Source organism: Rhodanobacter sp. G2-10 (genome assembly GCF_055809185.1).
Genome location: NZ_CM147900.1, coordinates 2,611,748 through 2,625,897 on the forward strand (window position 1 = coordinate 2,611,748; position 14,150 = coordinate 2,625,897).

At 65.8% G+C, this 14,150-nt stretch carries 18 protein-coding genes and 1 tRNA gene; 9 read left to right on the plus strand and 10 right to left on the minus strand.

The window, feature by feature from the left end:
- Window positions 1–2: 2 nt before the first annotated feature.
- The 7 genes from flgG to AC0L58_RS11970 form a co-directional block, all read right to left on the minus strand.
- Window positions 3–788, minus strand: a complete 786-nt coding sequence (gene flgG, locus AC0L58_RS11940) for a flagellar basal-body rod protein FlgG (protein ID WP_473683650.1) — start codon at window positions 786–788, stop codon at window positions 3–5.
- A gap of 61 nt (window positions 789–849) precedes the next feature.
- Entirely contained in the window at window positions 850–1,590 is a 741-nt protein-coding gene (flgF, locus tag AC0L58_RS11945) for a flagellar basal-body rod protein FlgF (RefSeq protein ID WP_473683652.1), read from the minus strand.
- A gap of 87 nt (window positions 1,591–1,677) precedes the next feature.
- Window positions 1,678–2,898, minus strand: a complete 1,221-nt coding sequence (gene flgE, locus AC0L58_RS11950) for a flagellar hook protein FlgE (protein WP_473683654.1) — start codon at window positions 2,896–2,898, stop codon at window positions 1,678–1,680.
- A gap of 37 nt (window positions 2,899–2,935) precedes the next feature.
- The gene (locus tag AC0L58_RS11955; RefSeq protein WP_473683656.1) at window positions 2,936–3,586 is read right to left on the minus strand and encodes a flagellar hook assembly protein FlgD; all 651 of its coding nucleotides are present in this window, start codon (window positions 3,584–3,586) and stop codon (window positions 2,936–2,938) included.
- A gap of 46 nt (window positions 3,587–3,632) precedes the next feature.
- On the minus strand, window positions 3,633–4,052 hold the full coding sequence (flgC, locus tag AC0L58_RS11960; protein ID WP_473683658.1) for a flagellar basal body rod protein FlgC: 420 nt from the start codon (window positions 4,050–4,052) through the stop codon (window positions 3,633–3,635).
- Window positions 4,053–4,057: 5 nt separating this feature from the next.
- The gene (gene flgB / locus AC0L58_RS11965; RefSeq protein WP_473683660.1) at window positions 4,058–4,453 is read right to left on the minus strand and encodes a flagellar basal body rod protein FlgB; all 396 of its coding nucleotides are present in this window, start codon (window positions 4,451–4,453) and stop codon (window positions 4,058–4,060) included.
- Window positions 4,454–4,620: 167 nt separating this feature from the next.
- Window positions 4,621–5,571 carry a chemotaxis protein gene (locus AC0L58_RS11970; protein WP_473683662.1) on the minus strand — a complete coding sequence of 317 codons (951 nt, stop codon included), beginning with the start codon at window positions 5,569–5,571 and terminating at the stop codon, window positions 4,621–4,623.
- Between the two features lie 252 nt (window positions 5,572–5,823).
- On the opposite strand from AC0L58_RS11970, the gene AC0L58_RS11975 reads away from it, so the two are divergent.
- The 9 genes from AC0L58_RS11975 to AC0L58_RS12015 all read left to right on the plus strand — a co-directional run bounded on the left by AC0L58_RS11975 (window position 5,824) and on the right by AC0L58_RS12015 (window position 11,613).
- Window positions 5,824–7,128, plus strand: coding sequence for a methyl-accepting chemotaxis protein (locus AC0L58_RS11975; RefSeq protein ID WP_473683664.1), 1,305 nt, complete (start codon window positions 5,824–5,826; stop codon window positions 7,126–7,128).
- Window positions 7,125–7,838, plus strand: a complete 714-nt coding sequence (flgA, locus tag AC0L58_RS11980; protein ID WP_473683666.1) for a flagellar basal body P-ring formation chaperone FlgA — start codon at window positions 7,125–7,127, stop codon at window positions 7,836–7,838. The genes AC0L58_RS11975 and flgA overlap by 4 nt, the downstream gene beginning before the upstream one ends.
- A 109-nt stretch (window positions 7,839–7,947) precedes the next feature.
- Window positions 7,948–8,271, plus strand: a complete 324-nt coding sequence (flgM, locus tag AC0L58_RS11985) for a flagellar biosynthesis anti-sigma factor FlgM (RefSeq protein ID WP_473683668.1) — start codon at window positions 7,948–7,950, stop codon at window positions 8,269–8,271.
- Window positions 8,268–8,714, plus strand: a complete 447-nt coding sequence (locus AC0L58_RS11990; RefSeq protein ID WP_473683670.1) for a flagella synthesis protein FlgN — start codon at window positions 8,268–8,270, stop codon at window positions 8,712–8,714. The genes flgM and AC0L58_RS11990 overlap by 4 nt, the downstream gene beginning before the upstream one ends.
- Before the next feature lie 107 nt (window positions 8,715–8,821).
- Window positions 8,822–10,108 (plus strand): EAL and HDOD domain-containing protein, encoded by a 1,287-nt coding sequence (locus AC0L58_RS11995; protein WP_473683672.1) that lies wholly within the window; start codon window positions 8,822–8,824, stop codon window positions 10,106–10,108.
- Window positions 10,109–10,369: 261 nt separating this feature from the next.
- Window positions 10,370–10,648 (plus strand): oxidative damage protection protein, encoded by a 279-nt coding sequence (locus tag AC0L58_RS12000; RefSeq protein ID WP_473683674.1) that lies wholly within the window; start codon window positions 10,370–10,372, stop codon window positions 10,646–10,648.
- A gap of 81 nt (window positions 10,649–10,729) precedes the next feature.
- A tRNA-Phe gene (locus AC0L58_RS12005) sits at window positions 10,730–10,805 on the plus strand.
- 119 nt (window positions 10,806–10,924) lie between these two features.
- Complete coding sequence (locus AC0L58_RS12010; protein ID WP_473683676.1) at window positions 10,925–11,263, plus strand: hypothetical protein; 339 nt, start codon at window positions 10,925–10,927, stop codon at window positions 11,261–11,263.
- A 71-nt stretch (window positions 11,264–11,334) separates the two neighbouring features.
- On the plus strand, window positions 11,335–11,613 hold the full coding sequence (locus tag AC0L58_RS12015) for a 2-hydroxyacyl-CoA dehydratase (RefSeq protein ID WP_473683678.1): 279 nt from the start codon (window positions 11,335–11,337) through the stop codon (window positions 11,611–11,613).
- Between the two features lie 50 nt (window positions 11,614–11,663).
- Here AC0L58_RS12015 and AC0L58_RS12020 read toward each other — a convergent pair whose 3' ends face one another.
- Genes AC0L58_RS12020 through AC0L58_RS12030 form a run of 3 tightly spaced genes read right to left on the minus strand, consistent with a single transcriptional unit; the run spans window position 11,664 to window position 14,145 of the window.
- The gene (locus tag AC0L58_RS12020; protein ID WP_473683679.1) at window positions 11,664–12,758 is read right to left on the minus strand and encodes an anion permease; all 1,095 of its coding nucleotides are present in this window, start codon (window positions 12,756–12,758) and stop codon (window positions 11,664–11,666) included.
- The gene (locus tag AC0L58_RS12025; protein WP_473683681.1) at window positions 12,755–13,447 is read right to left on the minus strand and encodes a TIGR04282 family arsenosugar biosynthesis glycosyltransferase; all 693 of its coding nucleotides are present in this window, start codon (window positions 13,445–13,447) and stop codon (window positions 12,755–12,757) included. Before AC0L58_RS12025 ends, AC0L58_RS12020 begins: the two co-directional genes overlap by 4 nt.
- Window positions 13,444–14,145, minus strand: a complete 702-nt coding sequence (locus AC0L58_RS12030) for a TIGR04283 family arsenosugar biosynthesis glycosyltransferase (RefSeq protein ID WP_473683683.1) — start codon at window positions 14,143–14,145, stop codon at window positions 13,444–13,446. Before AC0L58_RS12030 ends, AC0L58_RS12025 begins: the two co-directional genes overlap by 4 nt.
- Window positions 14,146–14,150: the final 5 nt, after the last annotated feature.

Consider the following 14,150-nt stretch of genomic DNA (forward strand, 5'->3'; position numbering starts at 1 on the left):
TCTCAGGTCTTGTTGGTGAGGAACTGCAGCATCGAGTCGGCAGCGGATACCGCCTTCGAATTCATCTCGTAGGTGCGCTGGGTCTCGATCATGTTGACCATCTGCTCGACGACGTTGACGTTGGAGCTTTCCAGCGCACCTTGCGCCAGCGTGCCCAGGCCATTGAGACCGGGCTGACCGATCTGCGGCGAGCCGCTGGATGCGGTTTCCAGATAGAGGTTGTCGCCATTGGGCTGCAGGCCGGCAGGGTTGATGAAGTCGGCCAACTGCACGGTGCCGACCTGTTGCGTGGCCGCCTGCCCGGGCAAGCTCACGCTGACCGTGCCGTCGCTGCCGATGGTGATGCTCTGCGCATTGGCCGGCACGCTGATCGCGGGGTCCAGCGCGTAGCCGTTGGCCGTGACGATCTGGCCGTTCTGGTCCATGTGCAGGGAACCGTCGCGGGTGTAGGCGATGGTGCCATCGGGCATGGTCACCTGCAGGAAACCACGACCCTGCACGGCCACGTCCAGCGAGTTGCCGGTCTGCTCGATATTGCCCTGCGTGAACAGCTTCTCGCTGCCCACCACGCGCACGCCAGTGCCCAGCATCAGGCCCGAAGGCGCCTGGGTCTGCTCGGTGGTCTGGCCGCCCGGCTGGCGCAGGTTCTGGTAGACCAGGTCCTGGAACGAGGCGCGTGCGCTCTTGTAGCCGGTGGTGTTGGCGTTGGCGAGATTGTTGGAGATGACGTCCATGCGCGTTTGCTGCGCATCGAGGCCGGTCTTGGCTACCCACAAGGATGAAAACATGTCGATGGACTCCGTCTGGACGTCTGGATGTCTCTGTGAAAAGGCGTGCGCGTGTGCTGGATCAGGTCATCTGCAGCAGGCGCGAGGCCGACTGCGCGTTCTCGTCCGCGCTGTGGATCGCGCGGATCTGCAGTTCGTACTGCCGCGACAGCTGGATCATCTGCACCAGGGTCTGCGAAGGATTGACGTTGCTGGACTCCAGCACGCCGGATTTGAGGGCGACCGTGGAATCCGCGCTGGCCGTGCCGCCGTCATTCAGATGCATCAACCCGTCGGTGCCCAGCGACAGCTCGTCGGTTGGCGGATTCACCAGCTTGATGCGGCCGACCGCCGCGATGGTTTCCGGCGACTGCCCCATCGGCACCACCGACACCGTGCCGTCGGCACCGATGTTCATCTGGCTGCTTTGCGGCACGCTGATCGGGCCACCCTCGCCCAGTACCAGGTTGCCGCGGGCGTCGGTGAGCAAGCCGTCGGAGGTCAGTCGCAGTTCGCCGGCGCGCGTATAGCCCTCACTGCCGTCGGCGCCCTGCACCGCGATCCAGCCGCTGCCCTGCACCGCCACATCCAGCTCGCGACCGGTTTCGATCTGGCCGCCCTGGCGCATGTCCACGCCCAGGCCATGCGCCACGCCATTGACGCGCGTGGGCAGGCCCGGCCCCTGCACCGTCAGCGGCTGGAACGCCGAAAGCTGGGCCTTGAAGCCGACCGTGTCGGCGTTGGCCAGGTTGTGTGCCACCTCGGACTGCTCGCGCATCATCTGCGTGGCGCCGGTCATGGCTACGTAAAGCGATCTGTCCACGAAAAAATCCTCAAGGAGTGAGTGGAGAGGAGTGAGAAACGAGAGAAAATCGCGTTCTCTCACTCCTCACTGCTGGCGGCTCACTTCTCAATTGCGAATGTTGATGATGGTCTGGGTCAGCTGGTTGTCGGTCGAGATCACCTGCGCATTGGCCTGGTAGTTGCGCTGCGCCTTGATCATGTTGACCAGCTGCGCGGTGAGGTCGGCGGTGTTGGAGGCTTCCAGCGCGCCGGCCTGGATCGCACCGAAGGTGCCGTTGCCGGCTGCGCCCATCACCGGCGTACCGGAGTCGTAGGAGGCGGCCCAGTTGGTGTTGTCGAGCTGGCGCAGGCCCTGCTCGTTGGAGAATTTCGCCATCGCCAGCTGTCCCAGCGACGTGGTCTGGCCGTTGGAATACTTGGCCTGGACGATGCCCTCGCTGGACACGTCGATATTCGCCAGGGTGCCGGTCGGGTAACCGTCCTGGTTGATCGCGGTCACGCCGTAGGTATTGCCGAACTGGGTTGCCTTGCCCAAGTCCAGGGTCAACTGCATCGGGTCGGAACCGGGGCTGACCACCACGCCGGGGAAGCTCAGCTTGCCGTTGGCCGGAGCCACCAGCGCACCGCTGCTGTTGAACGTGAGCGGCTGCGCCGCACCCACCGATGCGCCGTCGATGTAAAGGTTCGCGCCCCAGGTGTTGGCTGCCGCGTCCTTGACGAAATACACGGTGCCGTTGTGGGTGGCGCCGAGCGAGTCATAGACGGTGAACGGGGTGGACTGGTTGAAGCTGTCCGGGTCGCTGAGCGGATTGAACGCCGTCGCAGGGGGCGTGGCGTCCGACGGCAGGTTCAGCGCCATCTGCACGACACTGCTGGCCTTGGCCGCATTCTGCGAGGTGAGCATTTGCAGGTCGACCATGGTGCTGTTGTCAAAGCCGTTCGGGGTCGGCGGATACACCTGCAGGCGCTGATGGGCGGCATTGATGACAAAGCCGTTCGGATCCTTGTGAAAAGCTCCGGCGCGGGTGTAGGAGAAACCCTTGCCGTCTTTCAGGGTGAAGAAGCCATCGCCACTGATCGCGAAATCCAGGCTGTTGTTGGTGGTTTCCACGCTGCCGGCGCTGAACTGCTGGGCCACGTTGGTCAGGCGCACGCCGCTGCCGGTCTGGCTGGAGCTGAGGTTGGGACCGGCGGCGTTGAACAGCTCGGCGAACTCGGCGCGCGAGCCCTTGAAACCGGTGGTGCCGGTGTTGGCGATGTTGTTGGCGGTGACCTCGAGGTCCTTGGAGGCCGCGTTGAGACCGCTCAGTGCGATATTGAAAGCCATCTGCTTGATTCCTGTGTGTTGGAGCCCGACGGGCCCGTCAATTGATCTGCGCGACCTGACTCAGCAGGACCCCACCAAAACCGTCCACATCCAGATAGGCGCCATCGGCGCCGGTCATGCCCACGCCGTTGACCTTGCCGGTCACGTAGGTAGTCACCGCGGTATTGCCGATCTGTGCCTTCAGTCCATAGGTGCCCTTGGGCAACGCGACACCGTCTTCGCCCTTGCCGTCCCAATGGAACGGCGCCAGTCCTTGTCCGGGCGTACCCAGATTGAGCGTGCGCAGCACGTTGCCATCGCCGTCGGTGACCTGCACCAGCACCTGGCCGCTGCCTTCGGGCACGTTCACCGCGCCATCCAGACCTGCGTCCTGCAAGGTGCCGGCAGCCGAAGGCACGACCACGCTGCGCCCGACCATGCTGCTGGCCTGCAACAGCTGATTGCCCTGCATCGACTGGCTCAGCGCATCGAACGAGGTCTGCAGCGCCTGTGTCGCCGACACCTGGCTGATCTGCGCCAACTGGCTGACCATCTGCGAGGAGTCGGCCGGCTTGGTCGGATCCTGGTTGCGCATCTGCTGCACCAGCAGACTCAGAAAGTCCGACTGTTTCAGGGTTTTTTCCTTGCCCAGGCTGGCCGCCTGGGCCGCGCTGGAGGTGGCGGGACCGCCGATTGCCATGTCGCTCATGCCGCGTTCCTCATGGGTGCGTGTTGCTTGTTCATCGCTTCAGGCCTCACTTGCCGAGGTCCAGCGTTTTCTGCATCAGCTGGCGCGTCGAGTTCATCACCTCGACGTTGTTCTGGTAGGAGCGCGAGGCGGAAATCATGTTGACCAGCTCGTCGACCGGGTTGACGTTGCTGGCGAAGACATAGCCATCGGCATTGGCCAACGGATTGCCCGGCTCGTAGCGGCTGGGAATCGCGGCCTGGCTCTCGGTGACGCCGAGCACCTGCACGCCTTCGCCGACATCGTTCTTGCCGGCATCGAGCTGATTCTTCACCGCGGCGAACAGCGGCTCGCGCGAGCGGTACGCGCCTTCGGCCGTGCTGGAGACGCTGTCGGCGTTGGCCAGGTTGCTGGCCACGGTGTTCAGGCGCGTCGACTGCGCGGCCATGCCGGAGCCGGCCACATTGAAAACGGAAAAGAGTGACATCGCCCTCAACTCCCGCTGATGGCAGTCCGCAACATGCGGATTTGCGCGGTGATGAAGGACAGGCTGGCCTGGTAATGCACGCCGTTGGCGGCAAAGGCGGCCTGCTCGACCTGGGCATCGACGGTGTTGCCATCCATGCTCGGCTGGGTCGGCACGCGGTAGGCCAATGTTTCGGCGGAGCGGCCGCCGGCGCTGATCTGGCCGGGGTTGTCGGTCTCCAGCGCAACGCCGTTGACCTGCCCGCTGGCCGCGGCCAGCGCCTTGCGAAAATCGACATCGCGCGCCAGATAGCCGGGGGTGTCGGCATTGGCCAGGTTGTTGGCCAGCACCTCGGTACGGCGCTGCCATACGTCGAGCGCCTTGGTGTGGATGCCAAATAGATTGTCGGTGGCTGGAATCATTGCGTTGCTCCGCGTGCAGTTGCTGCACGGAGCGAAAGGCAAGTTGCATGCCACGCACTGCAAGTCGTTGCCGCTGCTGGATTTTCCAGACAGGAGCGTTACGCGTCAGGCATCCACCGGCGCGGAAAGACGGTTTGTTGACGCCTGCGCGTCGCGTTGCCGGTGTGTCAGCTGGCGGACGCCGCCGGGGCCGGCGTGAATTCCTCGGGCAACAACTCCATCACCGCCTGCGCCAGCAGATCGGGCTGGAACTTGGCGACAAAGCGGTCTGCCTTGACCTCCTTGATCATCGCCTCGTTGAACAGACCACTGAGCGAACTGTGCAGCACCACCTTCAGCCGGCGCAGCGCCGGCGTCTCGCGGATGGCGCGGGTCAACGCATAGCCATCCAGTCGCGGCATCTCGATATCCGACACCACCAGCTCGATGGCGTTGGCCGGATCACCCTCCGCCAGCTCAAGCAACCGCTCCAGCGCCTCGCGCCCGTCGCCGGCCACCACGCACTCCATCTCCATCTGCTTGAACATCTTGACCACGCGCCGCCGCGCAATGCCCGAGTCATCCACCACCATCACCCGGCGATTGGCCAACGAACGGGTGGAGGCTTCGCGTTGCAGTTGGCCCGAGAGCTCGGGCGATGCCGAATCTATGCTCGCCAGCACGTGCTCGACATCGATCACTGCCAGCAGCACGCCATCGATACGCGTGACCGCATTGACCCGCGCGCCGAAGCCCAGCGAAGAAGCCGGCGTGGACATCGCCTCGCCCTGGCAATGCACCATCCGCTGCAAGTCGGCGACCAGAAAGCCCTGCACCGAGCGGCTGAACTCGGTCACCATCAAGTGCGCCGAGGCCACATCACGCAGCGGCGCGTAGCCCAGTGCGGCCGCAAGATCGATCACCGGAATGGTCTGGCCGCGATAGTCGCAACTGCCCGCCATCAACTCGTGCACGCCCTGCATGCGCTCCATCGGGGGACGCCGCAATACCTCACGCACCTTGAACACGTTGATGCCGAACAACTGCTCGTCGCCCAGCCGGAACAGCAGCATCGCCACGCGGTTGTGCCCGGCCAACCGTGTATGTCGCTCTACCTTTTCCAGCAATGTGCCGCTCATGCGGCCTCCTCAAGGTGCGTCGTCGCCAGCGCGACGGTGTCTGCATGGCTATCGACCGGATGGCCCCACGCTTTAGCCGTAGCGCAATCGTGCGACCGCACCCCGTAGGGCGGGCTCCGCCCGCCACCCCTCGCGACATGCCCCGCGCAAAGCGGCCGCTCCCCCATGGCACGTGACTTGCTTGCTCAAGTCCTGAAGATTTTCGCCGATGCAGCCACCGTATCCGTCCACCTAGAAGATGATGCCCGCCTCATGAGTTTGATCTGGAATCAGCATATCGCCGCACTGGCGGAGGCCGCGGCCAAGGGCAACGATGCCCAGGTCGCCGTGTTGCGGCGCAAGTATCCTCGCGCAGCGCAAGCGCTGGCGCCGCTGCTGGCTCGCGTCGCCAGCCGCGCGCCCTCCTCGGTGGCGCTGCAGACCATGGAGCAGCAAAGCCTCGTGCTCGGCGCCGTACAACAACTGTCGCGCGAGCAGACCGCCCTCGACAAGGCCGCCACCGACAGCCGCAGCAGCGTCGATCGATTGACGGATGGAAGCGCCGGGATCTCGACGGCATTGCAGCAAGTGGGTGTCGACCTGGACCAGGCCAGCCAGGCTGGCAGCGCCGGCACGGACGGCGTCAAGGAACTGGATGGCCAGCTGCGGCTGTTGCGCACGGCGCTGACCGTGATGAACCGAAACCAGAGCAAACTGGCCGAACAGGTCGCCCAGATCCGCAAGCTCACCGGCACGGTGCAGGAAATTGCCCACCAGACCAACCTCGTGGCCTTGAACGCCGCGATCGAGGCTGCACGTGCCGGCGACGCCGGGCGCGGCTTTGCGGTGGTCGCCGACGAGGTGAAGCAACTGGCCGAAAAGACGGCACTGACCACGACCGAGATCGAGTCCGTCACCGGCTCGATCGGCGACTTCTCATTGCAGCTGGATGGTGATGTCAGCCACGGCTTGCAGCAACTCGAGCGCGCGCAAGCCGGGGTAAGCCAGTCCAGCAATCTGCTGGAGAAGGGCAGCGCCACGCTGCGCACCGCCAGCGAACGTATCCGCACCCTGCAACAAGGTCACGACACGCAGCACGCGCGCGCCACCGCGACGCAAGCCGCACTGGGTGCACTGCAACGGCGCAGCACCGAAGCACGCCGGCAATCCGAATCGCTTCACCGCGCCGCCCTGCTGGCACACCGCCTGGGTCTCGACTGGCTCGAAGGCGAAAGCGGCAACGATCCGGCCAGCCTCAGCCTGACCGTGCGCGAGGCAGCACTGAACCTGCGTCAGGCGATGGAACTGGCCCTGCTCGAGCCCAGCGCACTGGATCGTCGCTGGTTCGACACGCATACCCTCACCCGCAGCGTCGACCGCCTTGCCCTGGCACGCCATGGTTCGGGTGACGCCGCTGCATTCAGCCAGGCCGGCACGGCACTGAGCGAGCAGGGCAACCGCTTCGTCGCCCTGCTCAACGAGGGCCAGCTCGAGCAGGCCAACGAGGTCGCACAGAAACTCGAAGCCGGACGAGACGCCCTGCTGGCACAGCTCGGCGCGCTGCTGGTCGACGCATGAGTCTTCGCGCTTTCATCGCGTCCCCCGGGGTGGCCCTGATGCTGTGGCTTGGCATGCATGGCCCCGTGCGCGCGGCCGACACACAATCCCTGGAGAGCTTGCGCGCCGCGGCCGAACAGGGGATACGCAGCCACTTTGCGCAGCCCGGCAGCCGGATCGAAGTCAGCACCGAGCCGCTGGACCTGCGGCTGCAGCTGGCGCCATGCGACCAGCCCCTGCGCGCCATCATTTCCGATCAGGCCCAGGCCAGGTCGCGCATGACCGTACCGGTGCAATGTCCGCAAGCTGGCGGCTGGACCGTACGCGTCCCGGTGCGGCTGAAGCTTTTCCGCAACGTGCTGGTGAGTACCCACGCCCTGCTGCGCGGCGACGGCATCGGTGCCGCGGACGTACGCAGCGAGGAGCGCGACGTCACCCGGCTCGGCTATGGCTACATCGAGAATTTCCAGCAGATCGCCGGCCGCTCGCTGTCACGTGCGGTGGCGCGCGGCAGCGTGCTCACTCCCGCTACACTCGGCGGCAGACGCATGGTGCGTGCCGGCGACCATGTGCAAGTGCTGGCCAGGCTGGACGGCATCGAGGTCCGCGCTGACGGCGTGGCGTTGGGCAGCGGCGACAACGGCGCCCGCCTGCGCGTACGCAATGCCAGCTCGGGCCGGGTCGTGGACGCCAGGGTCAGCGCACCCGGCGTGGTGGTGGCCTTGCCATGAAATCCGCCATGACCGTCATTTTTTCGTCGACCTGGCGAATCGACCCTAAAGTTTCCGCAAAAGCGGCCGATTATCCAGTTACAGGGCACACTCCATCAGGAATGGATCCATGAATACGACAATTACAAACAACGGCTTGCCGAAGTTTCCGCAGACCACCAACAACCCGGGCAACAGCGCCTCGGCGGGCACGGCTGCACCGGCAGATGCTTCCGTGGCGGCGCCTCGCAACGGCGATCAGCTCAAGCTGACCGATTCGGCGCGGGCGCTGCAGGAGGCCGCGCGCCAGAACGAAACAGCCCCGGTCGACGCCAAACGCGTGGAACAGATCCGTCAGGCATTGGCCGATGGCAGCTACAAGGTGGATGCCAGCCGCATCGCCGACAAGATGCTCGCCATGGACCAGCAGCTCGGCGGCACGGACAAGGCATGAACAAGCCGCTGCAGCACGAACTGAACGATGCGCTTGCGTCCGTTCTGGACGACATGCAGCGCGCCGCCGACCAACTGCTCACGGTGCTGGATGCCGAACGCCGCGCGCTGGACAGCGCCGACGCCGAGGCACTGGACCAGGCAGGCACACAGAAGCAGGCATTCATGCAGCAACTGGAACAGCTCGATACCGAGCGCCGGTTGCTGCACCGCGAACAGCCCGCCCGGCACGCCATGCTCGAATCCGAGTGGCAGCGGGTGGTGCAGTCGCTGCGCGAGTGCCACGCGCTGAACCAGCGCAACGGCAGCTTCGTCAGCCAGCGTCTGACCCAGGTACGTCAGGCGCTCGCCGTGCTCACCGGCCATCCCGGGGAGAACGAACTCTACGGCCGCTCCGGCGAGCTGCATGGCAGCCTGCGTTCGCAAGTGCGTGCCGCGGCATGATTCTCGACATGAACCCTCACGCCCACGCCACCTGTCCCCGCAGGCGATTCTCCCACTGACAGCGAGGCAGCCGCTGGCTTGCCTCGCGCCGACCGCGATGACCGATCATGAGCAACTTCCAAGCCTCCTCCATCGCCGCCTCGCCCCAACCCGCCGTTGCCGGGGCACAGCACAATCAGGCAAGCACCCCATTGCCGGTGTTGCGTACGCCGATGCTCGATCGCGAACGCAACCTGTTCGCCTATGAGATCGTCTTCCACCGCGAACCCGGCGACGACGAGAATCTGCTGCGCAGCGTGCTCTCCACGATCACCGACGGCTCGTTGACCCGACTGGTTCGCGGCAACCGCGCGTTCCTGAACCTGCCGCCGGAACTGCTGCCGGAGGATTCCGACGTGCTGTTGCATCAGCCCCGCCTCGGAGTGGTGGTGCCGCCTTCGGTAGCCGACGACGAACGCCTGATGAGGCAGCTGCAGCAGATGGCCGAACGCGGTTGCCAGTTGCTGCTTGAAGCAGGCGACCTCGATCTGGAGGCAGACCGCTCGATGCAGATGCTGTTGCAGATGGTGCAACTGGTGCGACTCGATGCCACTGCGCTCAGCCCCGAAACCCTGAAAGAACGGGTCGAGTCCCTGCATGCCCGCGGCCTGCGCGTGATTCTCGGCCAGGTCAACGAGCACGAAACCCACGAACGCTGCATCGAACTGCCGATCCAGGCCGTCCAGGGTCGCTTCCTGCTGATGCCGCAACCGGTCGCCGTGCCGGTACTGACCGGCAACCGCATGAGCATGCTGCGCCTGATGGGCGCGCTGCAGCAGGACAACCCCGGCCCGGTCGAGCTGGGCAACATCATTCGCGACGATGCGGTACTCAGCTACAAACTGCTCAGCTGCGTGAACTCCGCCTACTTCGCCCTGCCGCGCCAGCTCAAATCCGTGCAGCAGGCCGCGATCTTCTTCGGCGTGACCCGCATGCGCAACTGGATCGAGACCATGTCCATGTGCAGCATGGACGACCAGCCGCCCGAACTGCTGCGTGCCGCCCTGATCCGCGCCCACATGTGCGAAAAGCTGGCCACCGGCATGCCCAACGGCGGTCCCGAGACGGCGTTCACGGTCGGTCTGTTCTCGCTGCTTGACACCTTGATGTGCGCCCCGATGGACTTCCTGCTGAGCCATCTGCGACTGGTCCCCGAGGTCAGCGATGCCCTCACCGACCACAGCGGCCCGTTCGGCTCCCTGCTGAAGCAGATCCTCACCTGGGAGGCCGGCAAGATGACCAGCGAATCCGCCACACCCCAGCGCATCCAGCGCATGGCGGCGGTGTACCTGAGCGCCACCCAATGGGCCGACCAGGTCTACGCCTCGGCCAACGAGACCCAGGCGGCGGCGTAAACCGGCTTCGTCGACGTTGCCCGCGGTCAGCGCGGGCAAGCCCGGGCGCGCCAACGCGCCTGGGCGTCGTGCGCGACGCGACCCCAACCACCGACTCGTCGACCAACAGCGCGACATCGTCGATAATCCGGTGACGCGCCGCCAAGGCGCCGTGCCCGCTCGTCGCACGCATGCCTCCTGCTGCAGATCAGCGAACCTGACCGGACACCTGCCGCATACTCTGCCGAGATCCGTCCACGCGGGTCGCACAGGAATGAAACCATGAGTCGCACCATCCATTGCAGCAAGCTCGACATTGACGCCGAAGGTCTCGACTTCGCGCCCTGGCCCGGCCCGCTCGGCCAGCGCATCTACGCGGAAATCTCCAGGCAAGCCTGGCAACAATGGCTGGCCCACCAGACCACCCTGATCAACGAGTACCGCCTCAACCCGCTCGATCCGAAATCGCGCAAATATCTCGCCGAACAGATGGAGAATTTCCTGTTCGGCGGCGACGTCGCGCAAGCCGCCGGCTTCACTCCACCCAGCGACCAGTCTTGACGAATCCTCGCGCATTCGGTCTAATGCGCGGCTCCACGCAACATCTGCGGCTCGCGCAGTCGCCAGTGGCAGCCAGTTTCCGGCCGGGTAGCTCAGTTGGTAGAGCAGGGGATTGAAAATCCCCGTGTCGGCGGTTCGATTCCGTCCCCGGCCACCATCAGAACAACCGAACAGGCCCGCCTAACGAAGCGGGTCTGTTCGTTTTTGTGACGCAGTTGGCACGAATGCTGCTGCACTCTCGGTGAACCGCTTCGGTTCTGACATCGAGAAGCCGCCATGGAAGAAGTCATCGATAGCACCAATGTCACCTGCTCGCCGGAGGAGCTGGCGATTCAGTTCCTGCTGCGCCATGCCGCATGCCGCAAGGCGCTGACCGGGCCCACGATCGAAGACCGCCTGCATGAGGCGCTGGCGCGCTCACGGTCGGAGACGCCGATCGTGGAGGCTGTGAGCGCAGGTTCGCGCCAGCCGCATGAGCGGGTAAAGCGCGCCGGTACGCCGGCAGCCGAAGTGACCGAGAACGACAGTTGTGCGGCACGCTTTTCCAGGGCATATGCCGCCGCGCGTCACAATCCGGCACCTGCCGTTGTGCCGCGGATGGCTCGGACCGGTTGAATCAGGCATCGGTGCATGCGGCGGGGAACATGCGAAAATGACGGGGTCAGGCCCAACCCAAGCGATCGAAGATGACTTCCCCGAAATACGACTTCCGCCAGTTCCAGGAAGAACTGGCCCGACTCGAGCGCAAGGTCGAACGGCAGCAGCCCGCCAAACCGCTGAGCAAGAAGGCCGCCGCCACGCAACGCCTGGCGATGGCCCGCGAGGAGTTCCTGGCGCTGCGCAAACGGCATGAGCTGAGCGTGGCCGACGTGGTCGCCTTTTTCCCGGAGGAGGAAGGCATCGCCTACTTGCAGAACTTGATTGCCGCCGCACAGGCCAAGCCGCGACGCAAACGCAAGGCGTAGCGACCACGCCCCACCCGCCCGTGCCGCGTGCGCACGCGCAACCCGATGAGCTATGACATGCCGGCGTAAAGCAGCGCGCCGAATACCGCACCGATCGGCAAGGTGATCACCCACGACCATACGATGCCTTTCATCACCTGACGATCCACCCCGCCCTGCCCGCCGCTGGCACCGGCACCGGCCAGCGCGCCGACCGAAACGTGGGTGGTCGATACCGGCAGGCCGTTGAAGCTGGCGGTACCCACCAGCAAGGCGGTGGTCAGGCTGGCGGCCAGTCCCGCGCCCATGTCCAGCCGGGTGATCTTGTCGCTCATGGTTCGCGCCACCTGCCGCGCGCCCACCAGACCACCGATCAACATGGCCGCGGCCACCGCCGCGACGGCAACATGGCCGTCCAGCAGGGCGGCCGGCAGCAGCAGTGCGGCTATTTTCGGTGTGTCGTTGAGGCCGCGCGCAAATCCGACCGCGCCGGCCAGCAGGAAGTGCATCGCGTCGACCAGGCTGAATCCGCGAACCTGCGCCACGGTCTGCGCGTTCCGCTCGGCACACTCGACCAGGGACCCGCTACGCAGCGCAAGGCTTTGACGCGACACGAACCCTTCCGCTGTGACCAGCGCGTCACGCTCGACGCACAGACACTCGGTGCGCCGCTCCTGATGACCGGCGACCCAGCGGCGCAGCAGCGGCGCGAGCAGGAACGCCGGGACGATCGCAATGATCGGGCTGGCCAGCAACGGCAGCAGAAACACGCGCCCCAGCGAAGCGAAATGCAGGCCCGAGCCCACCGCAATCAGTCCGGCTCCGGCCATCGCACCCAGCAAGGCGTGTGTCGTCGACACCGGCAGTCCGCGCCAGGTGGCGAGCGCAATGGTCAGCGCCGCGCCGAGCGCCACCGCCAGCGCAAAGCTCGTCTGAGCGGCGATATCCGCGGTCACCAGACCGGCACCGGTGAAGGTCGTGAGCAAGGCCTGCGCAAGCCATACCGAAGCCAGTGAGCCGGCCAGCGTCGTGACGCTGGCCCAGCCAAGCGCCACCCGATAACTCACCGTGCGGCTGCCGTACAGGGCGGCCACGCCCTTGAAGTTGTCGTTGGCGCCATTGCTTGCCGCCAGCAGCAAGACGGTGATCAACAGGGCAATGCTCATGCGTCACACCTCGCCGAACCAACGGGCATGAGCACGCCATCGAGCCATTGCCGCAAGACCAGCTGCCCCGGCCACGGCGCATCGAGGGCGCCGAGGGCGTCATGCAGTGCCGGCAGATCCTCGACATTGTCGACATCGGTCAGGAGCCCCACGTTGGCAGCGACGCCGTGGGGTGCCAGTTGCTGCCGCAGTTCCGATGTGGTCTGCGCCTGCGAATAGCGCACGGCCGACCACACCCGGGCGGGAATCGCCGCGCGACCACCGAACAGCCAGAAGCCACCATCGCTGGCATCGCCGATCAGGAACGGAGTGCGGGGGTCGTCCAGCAAGCTGAGCGCGCGCTGCAGCAACGCGACAGTCAATTGCGGGGCATCAGCACCGATCAGCAGCACAGCACCATGTCGGGCCTGGAGCCGGGCATACACCGAGTGCAGACGCTCACCAAGACCACCCTGCCCTTGATGCAATGACGCAAAGCCCGGCCACGCAGCCACGGCGGCCGGATCGGCTTCGGCAATCGCCCAGTACGGCGTCAGCCAGGACCCGCAAGCACGCGCGACGTCCGCGGTAGCCGCTGCGGCCAGTTGGTGGAAGCGCTGCGCCGCGGGCACGCCGATGCCGGCGGCAAGCCGCGTTTTCACCGGCGACAAACCGGGCGTCTTGACGAAGATGGCCAGCGCCGCCGTCATGCCCGGCTCCTGCGCGCGGCGCGCCACGCCGGCCAGGCCTGCGCGGCAGTCAGTCGCCAATGGCGCAGCGTGGTGCGTAGCCAACCGTGCCGCGCATATTTGCGTGCGCTGGTCTCCAGCACCGCAGGAATGTGCCGCAACGGCAAACCGGCTTGGCGCGCAGCCCAGACCAGCAGGTGATCCTCGCCATAACTGGCCTGCTCATCGAACCCGTGCAGCGCGTCGAAGCTCGCGCGCGGCAGCAGCAAACCCTGATCGCCGAACGGCAGCCCCAGCCAGCGCGCACGCCAGTTCGCGCCAACCGCGTTCAACGCGGTCCAGCGTGGCCCGTCATGGCGGAATGCCAGCGAGAACCAGCCCAGCGCCGCGCTGCCTTGCACAATGAAGTCCTGCAACGAACCCAAGGTGTCCGCGCGCAGGCGCGAGTCGGCATGCACGAACCACAACCAGTCGCCGCTGGCCAGCTGCGCGCCCAGGTTCTGCTGGCGCGCACGGCCAGGCTCGCTGCGGCAGGCGCGGTAACGCAACCGCGCCGGCCATGCCGGGGGCGGCAACCGCGACACGTCATCGGCAGACACCACGATCACCTCACTGCCGGCTGGCAACGCCGCGAGTTGCACCAGCAGCGGTTGCCATTCGCTTTCACCCGGTGCCAGCGGCACGACCACGGAAAGCGAGGTGCCAAGGGGATGATCCATATCGG